Origin of the sequence: Streptomyces sp. NPDC004435, assembly GCF_042873895.1 — a bacterium.
Lineage (GTDB): Bacteria > Actinomycetota > Actinomycetes > Streptomycetales > Streptomycetaceae > Streptomyces.
Genome location: NZ_JBIAMB010000013.1, coordinates 42109 through 62990, shown reverse-complemented (window position 1 = coordinate 62990; position 20882 = coordinate 42109). Strand labels below are relative to the sequence as shown.

The 20882-nt window shown below is 74.1% G+C and carries 21 protein-coding genes and 1 tRNA gene; 5 read left to right on the top strand and 17 right to left on the bottom strand.

Going from position 1 to position 20882, the window contains the following annotated elements; all coding sequences use genetic code 11:
- From ACFYT9_RS23540 to ACFYT9_RS23525, 4 genes are all read right to left on the bottom strand, one after another.
- On the bottom strand, window positions 1-780 hold the full coding sequence (locus tag ACFYT9_RS23540) for a metallophosphoesterase (RefSeq protein WP_389166880.1): 780 nt from the start codon (window positions 778-780) through the stop codon (window positions 1-3).
- Window positions 781-886: 106 nt separating this feature from the next.
- On the bottom strand, window positions 887-1507 hold the full coding sequence (locus ACFYT9_RS23535; RefSeq protein WP_376600719.1) for an L-threonylcarbamoyladenylate synthase: 621 nt from the start codon (window positions 1505-1507) through the stop codon (window positions 887-889).
- Between the two features lie 9 nt (window positions 1508-1516).
- Window positions 1517-2941, bottom strand: coding sequence for a phytoene desaturase family protein (locus tag ACFYT9_RS23530; protein WP_376600734.1), 1425 nt, complete (start codon window positions 2939-2941; stop codon window positions 1517-1519).
- A gap of 80 nt (window positions 2942-3021) precedes the next feature.
- A complete protein-coding gene (locus ACFYT9_RS23525; RefSeq protein ID WP_376600717.1) occupies window positions 3022-3870 on the bottom strand; it encodes an inositol monophosphatase family protein in 849 nt (282 codons plus the stop codon).
- Between the two features lie 226 nt (window positions 3871-4096).
- On the opposite strand from ACFYT9_RS23525, the gene ACFYT9_RS23520 reads away from it, so the two are divergent.
- Window positions 4097-5152: a biotin/lipoate A/B protein ligase family protein gene (locus ACFYT9_RS23520; RefSeq protein ID WP_389166877.1), complete on the top strand. Its 1056-nt coding sequence runs from the start codon at window positions 4097-4099 to the stop codon at window positions 5150-5152.
- A 246-nt stretch (window positions 5153-5398) separates the two neighbouring features.
- The gene (locus ACFYT9_RS23515) at window positions 5399-6205 is read left to right on the top strand and encodes a S1 family serine peptidase (protein WP_389166874.1); all 807 of its coding nucleotides are present in this window, start codon (window positions 5399-5401) and stop codon (window positions 6203-6205) included.
- 251 nt (window positions 6206-6456) lie between these two features.
- Here the strand turns inward: ACFYT9_RS23515 and ACFYT9_RS23510 are convergent.
- The 9 genes from ACFYT9_RS23510 to ACFYT9_RS23470 form a co-directional block, all read right to left on the bottom strand.
- A tRNA-Leu gene (locus ACFYT9_RS23510) sits at window positions 6457-6541 on the bottom strand.
- Window positions 6542-6654: 113 nt separating this feature from the next.
- Window positions 6655-7068 carry a VOC family protein gene (locus ACFYT9_RS23505; RefSeq protein ID WP_389166871.1) on the bottom strand — a complete coding sequence of 138 codons (414 nt, stop codon included), beginning with the start codon at window positions 7066-7068 and terminating at the stop codon, window positions 6655-6657.
- Window positions 7069-7236: 168 nt separating this feature from the next.
- Window positions 7237-8250: a TIGR03842 family LLM class F420-dependent oxidoreductase gene (locus tag ACFYT9_RS23500; RefSeq protein ID WP_389166868.1), complete on the bottom strand. Its 1014-nt coding sequence runs from the start codon at window positions 8248-8250 to the stop codon at window positions 7237-7239.
- 46 nt (window positions 8251-8296) lie between these two features.
- Complete coding sequence (gene hydA / locus ACFYT9_RS23495; protein WP_389166865.1) at window positions 8297-9691, bottom strand: dihydropyrimidinase; 1395 nt, start codon at window positions 9689-9691, stop codon at window positions 8297-8299.
- Between the two features lie 18 nt (window positions 9692-9709).
- Window positions 9710-10990, bottom strand: a complete 1281-nt coding sequence (locus tag ACFYT9_RS23490; protein ID WP_389166862.1) for an aspartate aminotransferase family protein — start codon at window positions 10988-10990, stop codon at window positions 9710-9712.
- Window positions 10987-11826, bottom strand: coding sequence for a nitrilase-related carbon-nitrogen hydrolase (locus ACFYT9_RS23485; RefSeq protein ID WP_376596275.1), 840 nt, complete (start codon window positions 11824-11826; stop codon window positions 10987-10989). Before ACFYT9_RS23485 ends, ACFYT9_RS23490 begins: the two co-directional genes overlap by 4 nt.
- Before the next feature lie 216 nt (window positions 11827-12042).
- Window positions 12043-13281 (bottom strand): UL36 very large tegument protein, encoded by a 1239-nt coding sequence (locus tag ACFYT9_RS23480; RefSeq protein ID WP_389166858.1) that lies wholly within the window; start codon window positions 13279-13281, stop codon window positions 12043-12045.
- Between the two features lie 152 nt (window positions 13282-13433).
- Entirely contained in the window at window positions 13434-13859 is a 426-nt protein-coding gene (locus ACFYT9_RS23475; RefSeq protein WP_389166855.1) for a PPOX class F420-dependent oxidoreductase, read from the bottom strand.
- A gap of 236 nt (window positions 13860-14095) precedes the next feature.
- Window positions 14096-14473, bottom strand: coding sequence for a winged helix-turn-helix transcriptional regulator (locus ACFYT9_RS23470; RefSeq protein ID WP_389166852.1), 378 nt, complete (start codon window positions 14471-14473; stop codon window positions 14096-14098).
- A 66-nt stretch (window positions 14474-14539) separates the two neighbouring features.
- Here ACFYT9_RS23470 and ACFYT9_RS23465 point away from each other — a divergent pair, with 66 nt between their 5' ends.
- Window positions 14540-15205: an NAD(P)-dependent oxidoreductase gene (locus tag ACFYT9_RS23465; RefSeq protein ID WP_389166849.1), complete on the top strand. Its 666-nt coding sequence runs from the start codon at window positions 14540-14542 to the stop codon at window positions 15203-15205.
- A 28-nt stretch (window positions 15206-15233) separates the two neighbouring features.
- On the opposite strand, the gene ACFYT9_RS23460 is transcribed toward ACFYT9_RS23465, so the two are convergent.
- Window positions 15234-15533, bottom strand: a complete 300-nt coding sequence (locus tag ACFYT9_RS23460; RefSeq protein ID WP_389166846.1) for a hypothetical protein — start codon at window positions 15531-15533, stop codon at window positions 15234-15236.
- A 178-nt stretch (window positions 15534-15711) separates the two neighbouring features.
- Window positions 15712-15963 carry a helix-turn-helix domain-containing protein gene (locus tag ACFYT9_RS23455; RefSeq protein ID WP_376605057.1) on the bottom strand — a complete coding sequence of 84 codons (252 nt, stop codon included), beginning with the start codon at window positions 15961-15963 and terminating at the stop codon, window positions 15712-15714.
- A gap of 52 nt (window positions 15964-16015) precedes the next feature.
- Between ACFYT9_RS23455 and map the strand changes: the two genes are divergently transcribed.
- A complete protein-coding gene (map, locus tag ACFYT9_RS23450) occupies window positions 16016-16783 on the top strand; it encodes a type I methionyl aminopeptidase (RefSeq protein ID WP_389166843.1) in 768 nt (255 codons plus the stop codon).
- Window positions 16784-16898: 115 nt separating this feature from the next.
- On the opposite strand, the gene ggt is transcribed toward map, so the two are convergent.
- Entirely contained in the window at window positions 16899-18737 is a 1839-nt protein-coding gene (ggt, locus tag ACFYT9_RS23445; protein ID WP_387275778.1) for a gamma-glutamyltransferase, read from the bottom strand.
- Window positions 18738-18852: 115 nt separating this feature from the next.
- Between ggt and ACFYT9_RS23440 the strand changes: the two genes are divergently transcribed.
- Complete coding sequence (locus ACFYT9_RS23440; protein ID WP_376600424.1) at window positions 18853-19584, top strand: hypothetical protein; 732 nt, start codon at window positions 18853-18855, stop codon at window positions 19582-19584.
- Here ACFYT9_RS23440 and ACFYT9_RS23435 read toward each other — a convergent pair.
- Window positions 19550-20824 carry a cytochrome P450 gene (locus ACFYT9_RS23435; protein ID WP_389166839.1) on the bottom strand — a complete coding sequence of 425 codons (1275 nt, stop codon included), beginning with the start codon at window positions 20822-20824 and terminating at the stop codon, window positions 19550-19552. The two genes, ACFYT9_RS23440 and ACFYT9_RS23435, sit on opposite strands and share 35 nt — an antisense overlap.
- Window positions 20825-20882: the final 58 nt, after the last annotated feature.

Below are 20882 nucleotides of genomic sequence, written 5' to 3'. Positions count from 1 at the left end.
TCAGCCGCCGGCGGGCACCGTCCGGAAGTGGGTGGTGAGCCTGCCTTCGGCGTCGAGGACGTGGAAGGCGACACCGGGCGGGGCGTCCCGGTGGACGTACGGGCTGTCGGGGCTCGGCTGCTCCCAGGGCAGCCGGATGGTGTTGACGACTCCGGGGGCGACGAGCAGCGGGCGGCCGGCGAAGGTGGTGGCGGCCGCGGTGTGCGCGTGGCCGGCGAGGAAGGCGGTGAGGTGCGGGTGGCGTCCGGCGAGCGCGGCGAGCCGCTCCTCGCCGAACTGGCGGATCTCGTCCACGTACGGCGTGTTCAGCGGCACCGGCGGATGGTGGAAGGCGACGAGGACGGGCGTGTCCCGCGGGGTGTCGGTGAGGACGCGGTCCAGCCGCTCCAGGGTGCTGTCCTCCAGGTACCCGTCGTGCTTGCCGGGGATCGACGAGTCGCAGACGGCGAGCACGAAGCCGTCGCCGCGCAGGACCTGGTCGACGGGGGCGGCCGGGGCGGGGTCTCCGTCCTCGTGGAGCAGCGGCCCGAGACCGGCCCGGAAGGCCGCCCGGTCGTCGTGGTTGCCGGGGCAGACGACCAGCGGGTGGCGGCCGGTGAGGAGGGCGCGGGCGCGGTCGTACTCGGCGGGGTCGGCATGGTCGGCGATGTCGCCGGAGACGAGGACGGCCGCGAGGTCGTACGGCAGCTCCTCCAGGTGGCGCAGGACGGCGCGGGTGCGCGCGGTGGCGCGCTCCCCCGCGTCGATGTGGATGTCGCTGACGTGGGCGATGACGATCACGCGAGAGCCTCCGGCGGTCGGGGTGAACGGTGGTTCACCCGACCGACCGTACGGTGACCGCGTGCGGGCGCGTAAGGGCCACCGGCCGCGGTGTGGCCCTTCGCGGTCACGCGAAGCGGTCGGGGTCGCCGGCGCCGACGCGGACGACCTCGGGCTCGCCGCTGGAGAAGTCGACGACGGTGGTGGGGACGGTGCCGCAGTCGCCGGAGTCGAGGACGGCGTCGACCTGGTGGTCGAGCCGCTCCTTGATCTCCCAGCCCTGGGTCAGCGGTTCCTCCTCGTCGGGAAGGAGGAGGGTGGAGGAGAGCAGGGGTTCGCCGAGTGAGGCGAGCAGCGCCTGGGTGACGCGGTGGTCGGGGATGCGGACCCCGACGGTCTTCTTCTTGGGGTGGAGGAGCTGGCGCGGCACCTCCTTGGTGCCGGGGAGGATGAAGGTGTACGCGCCGGGGACGGCGGCCTTGACGGCGCGGAAGACCCGGTTGTCGATGTGCACGAGCTGGCCGAGCTGCGCGAAGTCCGCGCACATGAGGGTGAAGTGGTGCCGGTCGTCGAGGCGGCGGATCTCCCGGATGCGGGTGAGGCCGTCGTGGTTGCCGATGCGGCTGCCGAGGGCGTAGCAGGAGTCGGTGGGGTAGGCGATGAGCCCGCCCTTGCGGATCGAGTCGGCCACGCCGTCGATGATGCGCGGCTGGGGGTTCTCGGGGTGCACGTCGATGTACTTGGCCATGGGACGAGTCTAGGTTCCGGCGCCGTCGAGGTTTCTGAGGTGGCGCCAGACGGCCTTGGCGGCGTTGTGCCCGGACATGCCGTGGACGCCGGGGCCGGGCGGGGTGGCGGCGGAGCAGAGGAAGACGGCCGGGTGGGGGGTGCGGTACGGCCACGGGGAGAGGGTGGGGCGCAGCACGAGCTGGAGGCCGCGGGCGGCGCCGCAGGCGATGTCGCCGCCGACGTAGTTGGCGTTGCGGGCGGCGAGTTCGGGCGGTCCCGCGGTGGCGCGGGCGAGGATCCGGTCGCGGAAGCCGGGGGCGAAGCGCTCGATCTGGCGCTCGATGGCGTCGGTGAGGTCGCCGCGCCAGCCGTTGGGCACGTGTCCGTACGCCCAGAAGACGTGCCGGCCCTCGGGGGCGCGGCTCGGGTCGACGAGGCTGGGCTGGGCGGTGATGAGGAACGGGGTGTCGGGGGCGGTGCCGGAGGACGCCTGACGCAGCGCGGTGCCGATCTCGCGGACGGAGGGGCCGATCTGGACGGTGCCGGCGCGGCGGGCGTCCTCGGCGGTCCAGGGCACGGGCCCGTCGAGGGCGTAGTCGATCTTGAAGGCGGCGGCGCCGTACGCGTAGTGGGCGTAGTGGTGGGCGCCGAAGCCGGTGATGCGGGCGAGGGCGGTGGGCGAGGTGTCGAAGAGGTAGGTGCGGGCGGGCGGCAGGTCGTCGAGGCGCTTGACCTCGTACCCGGTGTGGACGGTGCCGCCGAGCTCGGTGAGGTACGCGGTGAGGGCGTCCGGGATCGCCTGGGAACCGCCCCGGGGCACGGGCCAGCCGACGGCGTGCGCGGCGAGCGCGAAGACGAGGCCGACGGCGGAGGTGGCGAAGCCGTCGAGGGGGGCCATGACGTGGCCGATCATGCCGGCGAGGAGGGCGCGGGCCTTCTCGTCGCGGAAGCGGCGCAGCATCCAGGTGGCGGGCTGGAGTCCGGTGAGGCCGAAGCGGGCGAGGGTCACCGGGTCGCGGGGCAGCGCGGTCAGCGGCAGCTGCATGAAGTCCCGGGCGAGGTCGTCCCACCGGCCGAGGAAGGGGGTGACGAGCCGGCGGTAGGTGCCGGCGTCGCGCGGGCCGAGGGAGGCGGCGGTCTCGGCGACGGAGCGGGAGAGGACGGCCGCGGTGCCGTCGTCCCAGGGGTGCGCCATGGGCAGCTCGGGGTGGAGCCATTCCAGGCCGTACCGGTCGAGCGGCATGGTCCGGAAGACCGGCGAGCCGGCGCCGAGCGGGTGGACGGCGGAGCAGGGGTCGTGGCGGAAGCCGGGGAGGGTCAGCTCCTCCGTACGGGCTCCGCCGCCGACGGTCTCCTTGGCCTCGAACACGGCCACGGAGCGGCCGCGCCGGGCCAGTTCCACGGCGGCGGTCAGTCCATTGGGCCCCGCCCCCACGACGACGGCATCGAGCAGCGTCACCTCGGACTCCTCACGTCGGCCGACGGTACGGAAGGGCCAGGATAGGCCCGGCCCCGCTCGCTCCTGGTCATGGGTCAGTCCCCGGCCGGGCCGCCGGCGAGGAGGGCGCGGATCCGCTCGGCGGTGGCGGCGTCCCTGGCGGCCGTGAACGGCAACGTGTTGCCCCCGGTGATCCGGAACGGTTCGCCGGTCACGGTGGTCTGCGCGCCGCCCGCCTCCGCGACCAGCAGCAGCCCCGCCGCGTGGTCCCAGGCCAACTCCCAGCTGAAGGCCGTGGCGGCGAGCTCGCCCCGGGCGATCGCCAGGTACTCCAGGCCCGCCGAGCCGCACGGCCGGGGCCGGACGCCGTCGGTCACCAGGCCGAGGAGGGCCCGCTTCTGGTCCGCGGTGGTGTAGTCGGGGTGCGAGGTCGCGACCTCCAGGACCTCGCCGGGGGCGGGCGAACCGGACCGTATCCGCTCGCCGTTCAGGAACGCGCCCCGCCCCCGCACGGCGACGGCCAGCTCACCGAGGGCCGGAGCGTAGGTCCAGGAGGCGAGCAGCTCGCCGCCCCGGGCGAGGGCGACCAGGGTGCAGAACCCCGGGTCGCCGTGGACGAACTGGCGGGTGCCGTCCACCGGGTCGACGATCCAGACGGGCGCTTCGCCGCGCAGCCGTCCGTAGACCCCGGGGTCGGCGTGGACGGCCTCCTCGCCGACCACGACGGAGCCCGGCAGGAGGGCGGTGAGCGCCTCGGTCAGGTGCTCCTCCGCGGCCCGGTCGGCGACCGTCACCAGGTCGTACGGACCCGTCTTCTCGACGATCTCGTGGTCGGCGAGCTGTCGGAAGCGCGGCATGATCTCCGCCGCGGCCGCCTTGCGGACCGCTTCCTCCACCTCGGTCGTACCACCGTCGAGGACGTGCTCAAGGAAGGATTCGATCATGCGTCCAGCTAAGCACGCGGGTCCGACAATCGGTACAGGGCCTCGGCCGGGGCGGGAACCGGAGGCGCGACGGCGCCCGGAGCGGCACGGGGCGCGACCGGGGGCAGGGCCGTCCCGCGGCCCCGCGCCAGGAGTACAGTTTGGACGGTTTCACCCCTGAGCAGGATGTTCTGGATCCCCGGGGTCCCCCGAGGTCCCTGAGGTCCCCGAGAGGCAGGTCGGTCCGGTGCACGGCGAGTACAAGGTCCCCGGCGGGAAGCTGGTCGTCGTCGATCTCGACGTGGTGGACGGGGCGCTGGCCCGGGTCCGGGTGGCGGGCGACTTCTTCCTCGAACCCGACGAGGCGCTCCTCGCCATCGACCGCGCCCTGGAGGGCGCCCCCGCCGACACCGACGCCTCCGGGCTCGCCGCCAGGATCGACGCGGCACTGCCGCCCGGCACCCAGATGTTCGGCCTCACCACGGAGGGCGTCGGCGTGGCGGTCCGCCGGGCGCTCGCACACGCCACCGACTGGACCGACTACGACTGGCAGCTGGTCCACGAGCCGCCGCAGTCCCCCGCCCTGCACATGGCGCTCGACGAGGTCCTCACCTCCGAGGTCGCGGCCGGGCGCCGCCCGCCGACCCTGCGGGTCTGGGAGTGGGGCGCCCCCGCCGTCGTCATCGGCAGCTTCCAGTCGCTGCGCAACGAGGTGGACCCGGAGGCCGCCGAGCGGCACGGCATCCAGGTGGTGCGCCGGATCAGCGGCGGCGGCGCCATGTTCATCGAGCCCGGCAACACCATCACGTACTCGCTGTCGGTCCCCGACGCCCTGGTGCAGGGCCTGTCCTTCACCGACAGCTACGCCTACCTCGACGACTGGGTGCTCGGCGCCCTCAGCGACATGGGCGTCAAGGCGTGGTACCAGCCGCTCAACGACATCGCCACCGAGGCCGGGAAGATCGCCGGCGCGGCCCAGAAGCGGATGGTGACCGGTGGCGGCGCGGTGCTGCACCACGTGACGATGGCGTACGACATCGACGCGGACAAGATGACCGAGGTGCTGCGGATCGGGCGCGAGAAGCTCTCCGACAAGGGCACCAGGAGCGCGAAGAAGCGCGTGGACCCGCTGCGCCGGCAGACGGGCCTGCCGCGCGAGGCCGTGATCGGGCGGATGATCGGCTCCTTCCGGCAGCGGTACGGCCTGGCGGAGGGCCGGGTCACGGAGGAGGAGCTGGCGCTCGCCAAGGAGCTGGCGGAGTCGAAGTTCTCGTCGCGGGAGTGGACGGCACGGGTGCCGTAGGGGCGCGATTCGAGAAGGGCGCCCTCCGCCCCCTCCGGGGCGTCGCCGGGTCTTCGAGGAGGCCGCGGTCGCGGGCGTAGCGGGTGCCGGCCTCGGTGAACTCGGCGCCGAAGGCCGTGGCGCGGCTGCCCGCCGGCACGCCCTGGCGTTCGCCCCGCCGGCTCTGCCGAGACCGGTCCTGTGACCTGCTCCGTACCGGCTCGTTGACGCCATGGACACGCTGGGTCGACGGCCACGGAGGGCATCTTGGGACGGGCGAGGACACTGACGGCTGCGCTCCTGGGGGCACTCCTGGCGACGGCGCCGGTCGCGCCGCCCGGCGCGGCGGCGATCGTCGGCGGCCGGGAGGCGGCCCCTGGGGCGTACCCGTACGCGGCGGCGCTCGTCGACACCGCCCGTGACCGGCAGTTCTGCGGCGGCGTCCTGATCGGTCCCCGGCACGTCCTGACGGCCGCCCACTGCCTGACGGGCGCGTACGCCGACCCCGGCCGGGTCGCGGTCCTCCTCGGCGACCACGACCTGCGTACGGCGACGGAGTCCCGCCACGCGCGCGTGGCCCGCCCCGCCCGCTTCACCCCGCACCCGCGCTACGACCCCCGCACCCACCACGACGACCTGGCCGTCATCACCCTCACGGCCGCTGTCCGGCCCGACGCCGGAGTACGCCCGATCGCGCTCCCCACCGCTGGAGAATCGTTCGCCCACACGCGTCTGGAGGCCGTCGGATGGGGGGCGACCTCCTTCGGCGGGGCGCCCTCCCCCGTGCTGCGCGCGGTCACCCTCGACACGCTCCCCAACCCGGCCTGCGCCCTCCGCGGAGTCGACGGCCTCACCCCCGCCCAGCTCTGCACCTGGAGCCCCGGCCGAGACACCTGCGTCCAGGACTCCGGCGGCCCCCTCGTCCACCGCACCCCCGCCGGCCGCTCCGCCCTGGCCGCACTGGTCTCCTACGGCCGGGGCTGCGCCACCGACACCCCCGCGGTGAACACCAGGATCACCGCGCACCTCCCCTGGCTCACCCGCACCACGGGCCTGCGGCCACCGGCCACCTGAGCGCCGCGCGGCCGGACGGGGGCGCATACGAGGACGAGCCGTGGGGGGGGGGGGGGCCCCGCCCCCCCCCCCCCGGCGGGCGGGGGGGGGGCGGGGGGGGGGGGGGCCCCCCCCCCCCCAAACACCCCCCCCCCCCCCCCCCACCCCCCCGGCCCCCCCCCCCCGGGGCCGCCGGGGGCGGGGGGGGGTGGATTGGCGGGGGGGGGGGGGGGGGGGGTTCCCCCCCCCCCCCCACGGCTCGTCGTCGATCGTGTCCGAGGGGGGACTTGAACCCCCACGCCCGATAAAGGGCACTAGCACCTCAAGCTAGCGCGTCTGCCATTCCGCCACCCGGACAAGGTGTCCGCCGCCCTGCGGTCTCCCGCGCGGCGACGAACATCAATCTATCAGGTGTTCGAGGTGCTTCTCACCCGCGTTTCCGGTGGTCAGCGGGTCGGCGGGTCGGCGGGTCAGGAGGGGGTGCCGGAGATGTTGACCATCCAGGTGACGCCGAACTCGTCGGTGCACATGCCGAAAACGTCGCCCCACATCTGCATCTCCAGCGGGACTGTGACCGTGCCGCGCGCGGAGAGCTTGGCCCAGTAGCCGCGGAGTTCGCCCTCGTCCTCGCCGCTGACGCTGACGCTGATGTTGTTGCCGGGGGTGTAGTCCATGCCGGGCGGGGTGTCCGAGGCCATCAGCGTGAAGCCCGCCGGGGTCTCCAGCATGCCGTGCATGACCTTGTCCTCGAACCCGGGCGGCGCCTCGCCGAACTGGGAGTAGGTGTTGACGGCGAGTTCGCCGCCGAAGACGTCCTGGTAGAGGTCGAGTGCCTGCTTCGCCTGGCCGGTGAAGCTGATGTAGGGGTTGAGCCGGGAGGCCACGGGTCGCTCCTCTGGGGGGGGTGGCTGTGTGCGTGCGACCTTAGGCACCCCGTCCGCCCGGCCCCCGGAGCCGCGCCGGGTACGGCGGTGGTGTTCCCTCGGGTGTCGGTGCGCCGGGTGCGCGGGCGGCGGTGACGGCGGCCGGTTCCCCCCGCGCCCCGCGCGCCGTCAGCCCAGGGCCGGGATGATGTCGGTGCCGTAGGCGTCGATGGTGCCCTCGCGGTTGTCGTGCATGTCGTAGACGGCGAACTGGTCGACGCCCAGGCTCTTCAGGTGGCGGAGCTTGTCGATGTGGGCCTCGGCGGGGCCGAGGAGGCAGAAGCGGTCGACGATCTCGTCGGGGACGAAGGCGGTGTCGGGGTTCCCGGCGCGGCCGTGGTGGGAGTAGTCGTAGCCGTGCCGGTCCTTGATGTACGCGGTCAGCTCCTCGGGGACCATGGAGGAGTGCTCGCCGTACCTGGCCACCAGGTCGGCGACGTGGTTGCCGACCATGCCGCCGAACCAGCGGCACTGGTCGCGGGCGTGTGCCAGGGCCTCGGACGAGTCGTCGGCCGTGACGTACGCGGGGGCGGCGACGCAGATGGTGAGCGCGTCGGGGTCGCGACCGGCGTCCCGGGCCGCCTCGCGGACCGCCTTGACCATCCACTCGGTGAGGAAGGGGTCCGCGAGCTGGAGGATAAAGCCGTCCGCCTTCTCGCCGGCGAGGGCGAGCGCCTTCGGGCCGTAGGCCGCCATCCACACGGGCAGCTTCCCGTTTCTGACCCACGGGATGCGGATCGGGTTGCCGTCGACCTGCGCCTCGCGGCCCTCCGCCAGGTCGCGGATCACCTCGATGGCCTCGCCGAGGCGGGCGAGGGTGTTCGGCCTGCGGCCGGCGACCCGCATGGCGGAGTCGCCGCGGCCGATGCCGCAGACGGTGCGGTTGCCGTACATGTCGTTGAGGGTGGCGAAGGTGGAGGCGGTGACCTCCCACGTGCGGGTGCCCGGATTGGTCACCATGGGGCCGACGTGCAGCGTCGTGGTGTTGGCGAGGATCTGGCTGTAGATGACGAAGGGTTCCTGCCACAGCACGGCGGAGTCGAAGGTCCAGCCGTAGCGGAAGCCGTTGCGTTCCGCCCTGCGCATCAGGCCGACGACCTGCGAGGCGGGCGGGTCGGTCTGCAGGACGAGTCCGAAGTCCACGCGGGACCTCCCAGTTCGAGTCGGTGCGTTGAGACCCCGGGCTTGCTCAGCCCAGGTACTGACAGAGACCGCGCGGCACGAACACCCCGTGCCCCGCGTGACCCACGTACTTCCGCCGGTCGACGACGACCTCGCCCCGCGAGAGGACGGTCTCGACCTGACCGGTCACCGTCCTGCCCTCGTACGCGGAGTAGTCGACGTTCATGTGGTGGGTCTCCGCCGACAGCGTCTGCGTGGCGTGCGGGTCGTAGACGACCACGTCGGCGTCGGCGCCGGGCGCGATCGTGCCCTTCTGCGGGTAGATGCCGAACATCCGCGCCGGGGTCGCGCAGGCGATCTCGATCCAGCGGCGGCGCGAGATGTGCCCGTCCACCACGGCCTGGTGGAGGAGGTCCATGCGGTTCTCCACGCCGGGCAGCCCGTTGGGGATCTTCGAGAAGTCGCCCCGGCCCAGTTCCTTCTGGCCCACGAAGCAGAAGGGGCAGTGGTCGGTGGAGACCACCTGGAGGTCGTTCGTCCGCAGCCCCCGCCACAGCGCCGCCTGGTGCTCCTTCGGGCGCAGCGGCGTCGAGCACACGTACTTGGCGCCCTCGAAGTCCGGCTCCGCCAGGTTGTCCGTGGAGAGGAACAGGTACTGGGGGCAGGTCTCGCCGAAGACCGGCAGCCCCTTGTCGCGGGCGAGGGCCAGCTCGGCCACCGCATCCTCGGCCGAGACGTGGACGACGTAGAGCGGGGAGCCGGCGACCCGGGCCAGCTGGATCGCCCGGTGGGTGGCCTCCGCCTCCAGGAGGGCCTTGCGGACCTCCCCGTGGTACCGGGGATCGGTCTCGCCCCGGGCGAGCGCCTGCTCGACGAGGACGTCGATCGCGATGCCGTTCTCGGCGTGCATCATGATCAGTCCGCCGGTGTCGCCGGCGACCTGCATCGCCCGCAGGATCTGGCCGTCGTCCGAGTAGAAGACGCCCGGATACGCCATGAACAGCTTGAACGAGGAGACGCCGTGCTCGATGAGCTTCGGCATCTCCCGGAGCGTCGACGGGTTCACGTCCGACATGATCATGTGGAACGCGTAGTCGATGGCGCAGTTCCCGTCCGCCTTCTCCATCCAGGCGTTCAGGCCGGCGTGGAGCGACTCGCCCTTCGCCTGCACCGCGAAGTCGACGATCGTGGTCGTCCCGCCCCACGCCGCCGCCCGCGTTCCCGTCTCGAACGTGTCCGAGGCGAACGTGCCGCCGAACGGCAGCTCCATGTGCGTGTGCGCGTCCACCCCGCCCGGGATCACGTACTTCTGCGAGGCGTCGATCACCAGGTCCGCCGTCCACTGCTGCGTCCCCGGCGCCGCCAGCGCCACCACCCGGCCGTGCTCGATCAGCACATCCGCGTGCACCTCGTCCGCGGCGGTGATCACGAGACCACCGGTAATCAGGGTTCGATTGCTCACGCCAGTACTCCCTGTCAACTAGAGCGATCGGAGGGCTCGTTCGAGGATGGCGGCGCCCTCCTCGGCCTCGGCGACGGTGAGGGAGAGCGGGGGCGCGACGCGCAGGGCGCTGGTGTCGTGGCCGCCGCCCCTGCCGATGAGGAGGCCGCCCTCGCGAGCCGCCTCCAGGACGGCGGAGGCCGCCTCGGGGGCGGCGCGCCCGGTGACCGGGTCGGCCAGCTCGATCCCGATCATGAGGCCGCGGCCGCGGACCTCGCGGACGGCGTCGACGCCCGCGGCGGCGGCGCGGAGCCGTTCGATGAGCAGGCCGCCGACCCGGCGGGCGTTGCCCTGGAGGTCGTGGTCGAGGAGGTGGCCGAGGTTGGCGAGGCCGGCGGCCATGGTGACGGGTGAACCGCCGAAGGTGGAGATGGAGTTGGCGTCGAGACAGTTCATGATCTCGGCGCGGGCGACCACTCCGCCGATCGCCATGCCGTTGCCGATGCCCTTGGCGAAGGTGAGCATGTCGGGCGGTCCGGCCTGGGCGTGCGCCTGCCAGCCCCAGAAGTGGTCGCCGGTACGGCCCCAGCCGGTCTGCACCTCGTCGGAGATCCAGAGGACGCCGTGCCGGTCGAGGACCCGGCGGAAGGCGCCGTACAGGCCGTCGGGCGGGGAGGTGAAGCCGCCGACGCCCTGGACGGGTTCCGCGATGAGGGCGGCGGTGCGGTGGGTGTGGCCGAGGAGGTCTTCGAGGTCGGCGACGGCGGCCTCGGTGAACCGCTCGTCGGTGAGGCCGGCGAAGGGGCCCCGGCCGCGGACCGCGCCGTGCACGTAGAGGGTCTGGAGCGGGGAGAGGCCGGTGGGCGACCAGGAGCGGTTGCCGGTGACGCCGACGGTGGAGAAGGAGCGGCCGTGGTAGCTGTTGCGCATCGCCAGGATCTGGTTCGAGCTGCGGTAGGCGGTGGCGAGGAGCAGGGCCGTGTCGTTGGCCTCGGTGCCGGAGGTGGTGAAGAAGACTCGGGCGTCGGGGATGCCGGAGAGTGCGGCGATCCGCTCGGCCAGCTCCACCATCGGCCGGTTGAGGTAGAGGGTGGAGGAGTGGACGATCCGGCCGGCCTGCTCGGCGACCGCCTTGGTGACCTCGGGGAGGGCGTGGGCGGTCATGGTGGTGAGGATGCCGCCGAAGAAGTCGAGGTAGCGGCGGCCCTCCGCGTCCCAGACGTGCCGGCCCTCGCCGTGGGTGATCTCGATCGGCTCGCCGTAGTAGAGCGCCAGCCAGTCGGGCAGGACGGCGCGGTGGCGGGCGTGCAGTGCGGTCACGGCCGGATCAGCCCGTCGTACGCGTCGGGCCGGCGGTCACGGTAGAAGGCCCACTGCTGGCGGACCTCCTCGATCACGCCGAAGTCGAGGTCGCGGACGACGAGTTCCTCCTCCTTGTCGGAGGCGACGTCGCCGACGAACCGGCCGCGCGGGTCGACGAAGTAGCTGGTGCCGTAGAAGTCGTTGTCGCCGTACTCCTCGACGCCGACGCGGTTGATGGCGGCGACGAAGTACTCGTTGGCGACGGCGGCGGCGGGCTGCTCCAGCTGCCAGAGGTAGGAGGAGAGGCCGCGGTGGGTCGCGGAGGGGTTGTAGACCAGCTGGGCGCCGTTGAGGCCGAGTTGGCGCCAGCCCTCGGGGAAGTGGCGGTCGTAGCAGATGTAGACGCCGACCTTGCCGACGGCGGTGTCGAAGACCGGCCAGCCCGCGTTCCCCGGGCGGAAGTAGTACTTCTCCCAGAAGCCCTTGACCTGCGGGATGTGGTGCTTGCGGTACTTGCCGAGGTAGCTGCCGTCGGCGTCGATGACGGCCGCGGTGTTGTAGTAGAAACCCTCGGACTCGACCTCGAAGACCGGGACGACGATCACCATGCCGGTCTCGCGGGCGAGTTCCCGCATCCGCGTGACGGTGGGGCCGTCCGGCACGGGCTCGGCCCAGCGGTAGTGCTCGGGCTCCTGGACCTGGCAGAAGTAGGGGGCGTTGAACACCTCCTGGAAGCCGATCACCCGGGCGCCCTGGCGGGCCGCCTCGCGGGCGTGCTCCTCGTGCTTGGCGATCATGGACTCGGTGTCGCCGGTCCAGGTCGCCTGGACGAGGGCGGCGCGTACGACGGTCATGAGCAGCTCCTTCGGCACGGCGTCGATGAGCCTCTACGCCCGTAGACACGATGCGTAGGAGGAGAACGTAAGCCCCGTCACACCCCGGAGCAAGACTGCCGCCCGGAAGCAGTGCAGTCGATCATGTTTCATACCGGAGTGGTCCACACCGGACACGTACCGACACGGGATGAGTCCTCCCCGCTCACACCTTTCCGCCCTCGTACGGGGCCGGCCTCAGGGGCCGAGGACGCCGGCGACCCGCAGCGCGTGCCGCAGGGCACGGTCGTCGGCGGGCGACAGGCCGCGCGCCGCGGCGCCGAGCCGGGGCATGAGGAGCGCGGGGTCCACGGCCGCGAGCCGCGCCGCCTCCTCAGGGGTGCGGACCCGGAGGAAGGCGGTGAGCAGCGCGTGGGCCTCCCGGTCGTGGCCGTCGGTGACGAGCCCGGCGACGGCCCCGGCCAGCTCCTCCACCGGCCGGGCGAGCCCCTGGCGCAGCAGTTGCTCGCAGTCGTCGGCGCGGCCCGCGTCGGCGAGCGCCCCGGCGACGGCGGCGAGCCGGGCGGGCGGCAGCGAGGCCGCTTCCCAGAGCAGGGTGCCCCAGTCGGCGCCGAACCCGGCGCGGTGCAGCTCCGCGGCGAGCGCGGGCAGCCGGCCGGGCGGTCCGCCGAGCGCCTCGCAGAGCAGCACGTGCACCTCGCCGGTACGGCCCTGGGCGCGCAGCCGCCGGAGGGCGTAGACGGCGTTGGCGGCTGCGCGCGCGGCCTCCTCCGTCTCGTCGGGGCCGGGTGCCGGGGCGGCGGCCGGCTCGGGCGCGTCGGCGGTGCGCGCCGAGGTGCGGACGCGGAAGCGGGCGCCGCGCGGCGCGGCGGCGCCGACGGGAAGTCCGGGTACGACGGCGGGCTCGGGCCCTTCGGCGGGGGCGCCCTCCGCCCCCGCGTACCGGGCTCCGCGGGGCCGCCGCCGCTCCGGTCCCGCGGCGTCGCCGCCCGGCGCCGGGACCGCGTGGAGCCGGTCGAGGCGGTCGGTGAGGTCCACGATCCGGGCGGTGGCGCGGGCGTGGTCGTCGCGGGTCCAGGCGAGGTCGTGCGCGAACCGTGCCGCCTCCTCGGGGTCGGCGGCCGGCGGCAGCTCCCCCAGCTCCCGGATCCGGGCCTCTGCGTGGCGCCGCTCGCGCTCCATCAGTTCGCGGCGGGCGGCGAGCGCGGCGGCGCCGCCGGCCCTCCGGTCGTGGACGCCGGCGGCCGCCGCGTACAGCTCCCGCCCCCGTTCCGCTCCCTCCCCCACGTCCTGGAGGAGGGACTCGACGACGTCCCAGGGCAGCAGTTCGGCGCCGTCGAGGCAGGCGCGGAGTCCTTCCGGGTCCCGTTCGGCGAAGACGGCCCACCAGCCGCCGACCCGCTCGGCCCGGCCCGCGAGCCCGCCCAGCCAGTGCGTGAACTCCGCCATCTCCGACGGAATGTGAGTGACCGTCATGCCTGCGCACCTGCCCTGCCGTAGAAGGGGACCTTCCGGTCCGCCGCAGGGCATTGCACCGCAGTCGTGTTACGGGACGGCTACGGACCGTTTTCCTTTCCGTGCCCCGGGGACCACATCGGCGCCCTGCCGGTGGGTGGGCCCGGCCCGGTTCAGAGGGTGACGACGATCCCGGTGTGGGGGCGCTTGCCGAGGCGGGCGAGGGTGGCCGGCCAGTCGACCAGCCAGTACTGGTAGGTGTACTTGCGGGAGAGCAGTTTGCGGACGTGCCGCAGCTCCTCCCCCGTGACGAGCCGGGCGGTGCCGGGGGTCCTGACGGCGCCCTCGGGGACGTTGCCGCGCAGATCGCAGACGGCCAGTTCGACGCGGGGGTCGTTGCGCAGGCGCTTGACCTTCCAGGAGTCGGTGCGGGTCCACACGTACACCCGCTCGCCCTCGACGGCGTACCAGACGGGGGTGGCGACGCCGGTGCCGTTCTTCCGGAAGGTGGTGAGACTGAGGTAGCGGCCGCGCCGCAGCTCGTCGGGGAGGCGCGGCGCGGGGGTGGGGGTGTTGTCGGGGGTGTCGTCGGTCGTCATGAGCGGAGAGCCTAGGGCCTGTCGTCAAACTCCCGTCGTCGCCCGAAGGGCGGCCCCGCGGCGTCAGGTGCGTGCTCTGGGGGTCCCCCCGGCCGGAGGCTGGGGGAGCGCCGGGCACATGCCCTCGTACTGGGGTACTCGGGCTTGTGTCCGGTGCGGCGAGAGCGCGTGCATGGCGTCGCGGGGCAGACGGGAGTTTGACGACAGGCCCTAGGGGGTGGGCGCCGGGGTGCGGGTCACGGGCCCGGATACGCCGCGCGCGCGTCACCCACCTCGCCGCCGTGGGCGCGGGCCCAGGCACAGGCGGTGTCGAGCGGGCCGAGGAGGGAGCGGCCGAGCGGGGTGAGGGCGTACTCGACGCGCGGGGGGTTCTCGTCGTACACGCTCCGGGTGAGGAAGCCGCTGCGCTCCATGGAGCGGAGGGTCTCGGTGAGGACCTTGGGAGTGATCCAGGGCAGCGCGGTACGGAGTTCGCCGAAGCGGCGGGCGGCGCCGGCCTCCAGGCAGCGCAGCACCACGCCGGTCCACTTGTCGCCGACGCGGAACGGCTGGACGGCGCCGTCCGCGCACTCCGGGTCGTCGAACAGGACGGGGATCGGGGGCAGTTGGCTCATGGGTCCGACGGTAGCCGCGCCGGTACCGTTGAAGTAACCGGGCACCTCCGTCCTACCGTCCCGGCCATGAGCGACGACGACAGCAGCAAGAAGATCATCGTGTTCGGCGCCGGCGGGCGGGTCGGCCGGGCGGCCGTGGCGGAGGCCGTGGCCCGGGGGCACCGGGTGACGGCCGTGGTGCGGGATCCGGCCCGCCATCCGGACCTGGGGCGGGCGGGCGTGACCGTGGCGCGTGGGGACGCGACGGACCGGGAGTCGGTGGCGGGGCTCGCCGCCGGGCACGACGCGGCCGTGCACGCCTCCGTCCGCCTCGACGTGCCGTCGGAGGAGCACTTCGCGGCGACGGCGAAGGCGCTGGCCGCCGGGCTCACCGCGGCCGGTGTGGGCCGGCTGCTGACGCTCGGGATCGCCACCACCCTGGAGGACGCGGCCGGCGTGCGGCTGATGGACGCGCCGGACTTCCCCGCGCCGTGGCGGGCGTTCGCGCAGGGTCATGTGGTGGAGTTCGAGCTGCTGACGGCGACGGCCGGGCCGGAGCTCGACTGGCTGATGGTGGTGCCGCCGCTGGACCTGAACGCGGAGGCGGAGCCCGCCGGCGGCTACCGGACGGCGGTCGGCGCGGTCGTGGACGGTCCGGGCCGGATCGCGCACGCCGATCTGGCGCTCGCTCTCCTCGACGAGATCGAGCGGCCCCTCCACAGCCGGGTCCAGCTCGCGGTCGCGGCGCCCTGACCAGCCGCCGCGCGGGGCCGGCCGGGGATCAGCCGCGTCCGGACATGCGGCTGAGGCCCTCGGCCATCTCCTCCTGGTTCATCACCGGCGAGTAGTGGACCTTGGCGCCGAGCCGCATGAAGAACGGCTCCGCGATCGACGGCATGTCGGCGGTCTCGGCCAGATCGAAGAAGAAGTAGCCGGTGCGGCAGCCGTTCTCGACGGTGAAGTAGGCGGCCTCGGGACGGATCCGCCCGAGCGCCTCCCGCATGAGTCCCTGGATGGCGCCCTGCCGGATGAGGTCGTTGGAGTACTCGGTGTTCATCTCGACCTTGAGGAGCATGCGCATGGCACGGCCCCTTTCCCGCCGGGCGGAGGCTCCGTGCGGTACGCCTCGGTCCACCCGGACGTCCCACCTCCAGCCTCCACCCCGGCAGGGGCGGCGGCCACCGGGCGGCGCGCCGCGCCCCGGCGCCTCGGCCCGCCCCTTCGCGGTCCGCCCCTTCGCGGTCCGCCGCCGCCCGTGTTCAGACGGGCAGCAGCGCGCAGTGGACGATCAGTTCGTCCATCGACAGGTCGAGGACGCCGGCGAGGGCGGCGACGGTGAAGAAGGCCGGGGTGGGGGCGCGGCCGGTCTCGATCTTGCGCAGGGTCTCGGCCGAGAGGCCGGCCGCCGCGGCGATCTCGACCATCGAACGCTCGCCGCGCGCGTCGCGGAGCAGTCGGCCGAGCCGCTCGCCGCGCTCGCGCTCTTCCGGGGTCAGGGGGGTGCGCACCATGCTCACCACTCTACCGACCCCCTCCCATTTTTATACCGGTATAGTAATGGGAATGGTGGAGATCAAGACCGAAGAGAACCTGACGGCCATGCGCGAGGCGGGCCGGATCGTGGCGCGCGCCCTGGCGGCGGCGCGCGAGCTGGCGGCGCCGGGCGTGCCGGCCGCCGCCCTGGACCGGGCGGCCCGCGAGGTGCTGGACGGGGCGGGCGCGAGCTCGCCCTTCCTGGGCTACCACCCGGACTGGGCCCCGGTGCCCTTCCCGGGCGTCGTCTGTGTGTCCGTCAACGACGCGATCGTGCACGGCATCCCGGACGGGACCGTCCTCCGGGACGGGGACCTGGTCTCCGTGGACTGCGGGGCCCGGCTGCGCGGCTGGGTCGGGGACGCGGCGATCAGCTTCACCGTCGGCCGTGCCCGCCCCGAGGACACCCGGCTGATCGGGGCCGCCGAGGAGGCCCTCGCGGCGGGCATCGCGGCGGCGGTGGTCGGCAACAGGATCGGCGACATCGCGCACGCCGTCGGCACGGTGTGCCGGAAGGCCGGGTACGGCGTCCCGGACGGCTTCGGCGGACACGGCATCGGCCGGGAGATGCACGAGGACCCGGGGGTGCCCAACGAGGGGCGGCCGGGACGCGGGATGCGGCTGCGGCACGGCATGGTCCTGGCGATCGAGCCGATGCTCGTCGGGGGCGGCGGCGACGGCCACTACACGGCGCGGGACGGCTGGACGATCCGCACGCTCGACGGCTCCCGGGCCGCCCACGCCGAGCACACGGTCGCCGTCACGGACGCGGGCCCCCGGATCCTCACGGCGCTCTGAGCCGGACCGCCGGGGCGCCGGGCCCCGCCTGTCCGCACTCCGGGCCGGACCGCCGCGGCACCCGGATCCTCACGGCACTCCGGGCCGCACCTTCCGGACCGGCCAAGGCGCCCGGTCAGCGGTCCGGCCGGACCACCATCGCGGAGCCGCCGCCCCGGCGGACGGTCTCCGCCGCCGCGAGCCAGCGCCCGCCGGGGAGGCGCTGGATCGCGGTGGCGGCGCCGATCTCCGGGTTCTGCCGGAAGGTGTGCCCGAGGGCTTCGAGCCGGGTCCGTACGGGGCTGTCCCAGAGGCCCGGTTCGAGCTCGGTGTCGGCCTGGTTGCGCTGGCTGGCACGCGGGGCAGCGATGGCGTCGACGAGCGGCAGGCCCCGGTCGAGGAAGCCGGTGAGGGTCTGGAGCACCGTGGTGACGATGGTGGCGCCGCCCGGTGAGCCGAGCGCCACGACCGGCAGGCCGTGCCGGTCGAGCACGATCGTCGGGGAGATCGAGGAGCGGGGGCGCTTGCCGGGCCCGGGCAGGTTCGGGTCGTGGACGGCCGGGTTCGCGGGGACGAAGGAGAAGTCGGTCAGTTCGTTGTTGAGCAGGAAGCCACGCCCGGGGACGGTGATGCCGCTGCCGCCCGTGGACTCGATGGTGAGGGTGTACGCGACGACGTTCCCCCACCGGTCCGCCACGGTCAGATGGGTGGTGTTCTCGCCCTCGTACGTCGTCGGCGCCGCGGCCCCGGCGGTGCCGCACGGCACCGGGTGACGCGGGTCGCCGGGAGCGAGCGGGCTGCGCAGGACGGCGTCGTCGCGGATCAGGCAGGCACGGGAGTCGGCGTACCGCTGGGAGAGCAGACCCCGCACGGGCACCCGCTCGAAGGCGGGGTCACCGACCCAGCGCCCCCGGTCGGCGAAGGCGATGCGGCTCGCCTCGATGAGGCGGTGGAGGTAACGCGGCTCCGGGGCGGCCGAGAGGTCCGTGGACTCCAGGATGTTGAGCGCCTCCCCGACGGTCGTGCCGCCGGAGGACGACGGGGCCATGCTCAGGACGCGCAGTCCCCGGTAGGCGGTCTCGGTGGGCGCGCGCCGGACCGTCCGGTACGCGGCGAGGTCCCGTTCCGTCAGGTCGCCGGACCGGACGACGCGGTCCGCGCCCGCGCGGACCGGAGGGGTGCGCACGGTGCGGACGATGTCCCGGGCGATCGGTCCCCGGTAGAGCGCGCCGACGCCCCGCTCGCCGAGGGTCGCGTAGGTGTCGGCCAGGTCCGGGTTCTTCACGACCGAGCCGAGCTCGGGGAGCCGGCCGCCGGGCAGGAAGAGCGCGGCGGAGGCCGGGAAGTCGCGGAAGCGGGCCTCGTTGGCCGCGGTCTGGGCCCGGTAGGTCGCGTCGACGGTGAAGCCCTCGCGGGCCAGGCGCTCGGCCGGGGCGAGAAGTTCGCCGAGCGGCTTGCTGCCCCAGGCGTCGAGCGCGGTCGCCCAGGTGGCGGGGGTGCCGGGGGTGCCGACGCCCCGCCCGCTGGTCATCGCCTCGGCGAAGGGGAGCGGCGCGCCGTTCTCGGTGAGGAGGCCGGCGTCGGCCGAGGCGGGGGCGGTCTCGCGGCCGTCGACGGTGTGGACCGTACGGCTCCGGGCGTCGTAGTGGACGAGGTAGCCGCCTCCGCCGATGCCGGCCGAGTACGGCTCCGTGACGCCGAGGGCGGCGGCGACGGCGACGGCCGCGTCGACCGCGTTGCCGCCCCGCCGCAGGACCTCGATGCCGGCGGCGCTCGCGTCGGCGTCGACGCTGGCGACGGCCCCGCCGTACCCGACGGCGACGGGCACCTTCGCGGGCACGCCGGCGGACGTCCTCACGGGCACGTCGCCCGGCGCGCCGGGCGGAGCGGTCGTGGGCGGGGCCGCCGCACCCACCGAGAGCGCCGCCACGACCGCCGCCGCGATCACCCCGTACCGCCGGCCGGATGCGGACATCCCTGACCTCCCGTCAACGTCGTTCCACGCAGCGTAACTTCCCCGGCGCCCGGAGGTCAGGACCGCTTTCCGGCCCTCTCGAACGGTCACCCGACCGCCGCTAGCATGCGCCCCTATGGACGAGGACCTGCGGAACATCGTGCTCGGCGTGCTGGCGACCGGCCTCAGCGCGTCCCTGGGCTGGCTCACCCGGACCTACGTGTGGCGCCGGCGGCTCCGCCGCAAGCAGGCGTTCTTCGGCCTGCCCGGCCACGCGGAGTGCCTGCTCGTGGTGAACCGGGAGGCGGGCGGGGACGGGGCGGTGCACCGCTTCGACGTCTTCGCGCTGCTCGAACTCGCCGCGCTGGTGAAGGACTGCGGGGCGCAGGCGCAGATCGTCCAGCACGACCGCACCCACCTGGGCTTCGGGGACCGCACCGAGTTCTGCCTCGGCGGGCCGGGGTCGAACCGCCGGTCGGCCGCCCACCTCGGCACCCTGCTGCCGGGGCTCTCCATGAACACGGAGAAGGACCCGGTCGAGGAGCGGGGCGCGATCGAGGTCGGCGGCGAGCGGTATCTGATGGACCCGGGCGCCGTCGAGTACGTGGTGCTCGCGCGGATCGCGGCGGGCGACGGCGGGCGGCCGGTCTTCCTCTTCTGCGGGCAGCGGGCGATCACCAACCAGGCGGCGACCCGCTACCTCGCCCGCCACCACGAGCGGCTGGCCCGCACCCACCGGGGCGGGTCGTTCGTCCTGCTGCTGAAGGTCGTCAACTCCCAGGCGTACGGCCCCGACGTCGTCGAGCTGGTGGCCGACGTGACGCGGGCGGCGCTCAGGGCTCCCGCAGCCGTACCGGCAGCGACTTGATCCCGTTGATGAAGTTGGAGACGAGCCGTCGGGGCGTCCCGGCGGCCTCGACGCCCGCGCAGGCGTCCCTCAGCTCCTCGTAGAGCACGCGGAGCTGCAACCGGGCGAAGTGGGCGCCCAGACAGACGTGGGGTCCGTCGCCGAAGGAGACGTGCGGGTTCGGGCGGCGGCCGAGGTCGAGGCGGTGCGGGTCGGCGAAGACGCGTTCGTCGTGGTTGGCGGAGACGTGGAAGACGACGACCTTGTCGCCCTCCGCGATCCGCACCCCGGCGAGTTCGGCGTCCCGGGCGGCGGTGCGGCGGAAGGAGAGCACCGGCGGGTGCGCCCGCAGCAGCTCGTCCACGGCGGTGTCCATGCCCACCTCGCCGCGCCACAGCCGGTCCTGCTCGCCGGGGTGCCCGCAGAGGGCGAGCACCCCGCCCGGCGCCGCCGAGCGCACGGTGTCATTGCCGGCGACGGTGAGCAGGAAGAAGAACATCTCCAGTTCGGCGCCGGCGAGTTCGGTGGTGGCGAGGGCGGTCATGAGGTCGTCGGCGGGGTGCTCGCGCTTGTGCGCGGCGAGCTCCTGCGCGTATCCGAACATCTCGGCGAGCATCGCCGGTGACCTGGGGTTGACGGGCCTCCCGTCGGCGCCGAGCACCGGCGGTTCGTCCGGGTCCTGGTAGGCGATGACCCGCTCGGTCCAGGCGTGCAGCAGCGCCCGGTCGCCCGCCGGCACCCCGAGGAGGTCGGTGAGGTTGAGCAGGGCGTAGTCGTCGGTGACGGCCCGGACGAGATCGACCTCGCCACCCTCCTCCCGCGCCGCCGCGAGCAGCCGCCTGGCCCGCGCGCGGGCGGTCGCCTCGAAGCGCTCGATCCGCCGGGGGGTGAAGGCGCGACTGGCGAGCCGTCTCAACCGGCCGTGCTCCGGCGGGTCCTGATTGAGCATCATGCGCCGGATGAACGGCAGGTCGGCCGGGTCGGGGTCGCGGATCTGGGTGGCCCCGAGCCAGGAGGAGTACGTCCCCGCGTCCTTGAGCACCCGCACCACGTCGGCGTGCCGGGTCACCGCCCAGAACCCCGGACCGGCCGGCCAGCCGAGCACCGCGGGCTCGTCCTGCCGGGCGACGGGCGCCCGGTCCCGGAGTTCCCGGTAGGCGTCGTGGGGCGGCCCTGCGGCGTGGATCCGTGGGTCGAACACGTCGGGAAGGCTCGTCCGCTTCACGGGTCCAGCCTGGAGGAGGGGTGAAGACGTGTCCATCATGACAGGTCAGAGCCGGTTTTCGTAGGACGGAACGCACAGTTCGCGCGCCTTGTCC

Coding starts and splice junctions, on each gene's coding strand:
- ACFYT9_RS23525 (WP_376600717.1), bottom strand. CDS start 3,870: ATGATCGAATCCTTCCTTGAGCACGTCCTCGACGGTGGTACGACCGAG.
- map (WP_389166843.1), top strand. CDS start 16,016: ATGGTGGAGATCAAGACCGAAGAGAACCTGACGGCCATGCGCGAGGCG.
- ACFYT9_RS23470 (WP_389166852.1), bottom strand. CDS start 14,473: ATGAGCCAACTGCCCCCGATCCCCGTCCTGTTCGACGACCCGGAGTGC.
- ACFYT9_RS23535 (WP_376600719.1), bottom strand. CDS start 1,507: ATGGCCAAGTACATCGACGTGCACCCCGAGAACCCCCAGCCGCGCATC.
- ACFYT9_RS23455 (WP_376605057.1), bottom strand. CDS start 15,963: ATGGTGCGCACCCCCCTGACCCCGGAAGAGCGCGAGCGCGGCGAGCGG.
- ACFYT9_RS23435 (WP_389166839.1), bottom strand. CDS start 20,824: ATGGACACGTCTTCACCCCTCCTCCAGGCTGGACCCGTGAAGCGGACG.
- ACFYT9_RS23475 (WP_389166855.1), bottom strand. CDS start 13,859: ATGACGACCGACGACACCCCCGACAACACCCCCACCCCCGCGCCGCGC.
- ACFYT9_RS23480 (WP_389166858.1), bottom strand. CDS start 13,281: ATGACGGTCACTCACATTCCGTCGGAGATGGCGGAGTTCACGCACTGG.
- ACFYT9_RS23465 (WP_389166849.1), top strand. CDS start 14,540: ATGAGCGACGACGACAGCAGCAAGAAGATCATCGTGTTCGGCGCCGGC.
- ACFYT9_RS23440 (WP_376600424.1), top strand. CDS start 18,853: ATGGACGAGGACCTGCGGAACATCGTGCTCGGCGTGCTGGCGACCGGC.
- ACFYT9_RS23460 (WP_389166846.1), bottom strand. CDS start 15,533: ATGCGCATGCTCCTCAAGGTCGAGATGAACACCGAGTACTCCAACGAC.
- ggt (WP_387275778.1), bottom strand. CDS start 18,737: ATGTCCGCATCCGGCCGGCGGTACGGGGTGATCGCGGCGGCGGTCGTG.
- ACFYT9_RS23485 (WP_376596275.1), bottom strand. CDS start 11,826: ATGACCGTCGTACGCGCCGCCCTCGTCCAGGCGACCTGGACCGGCGAC.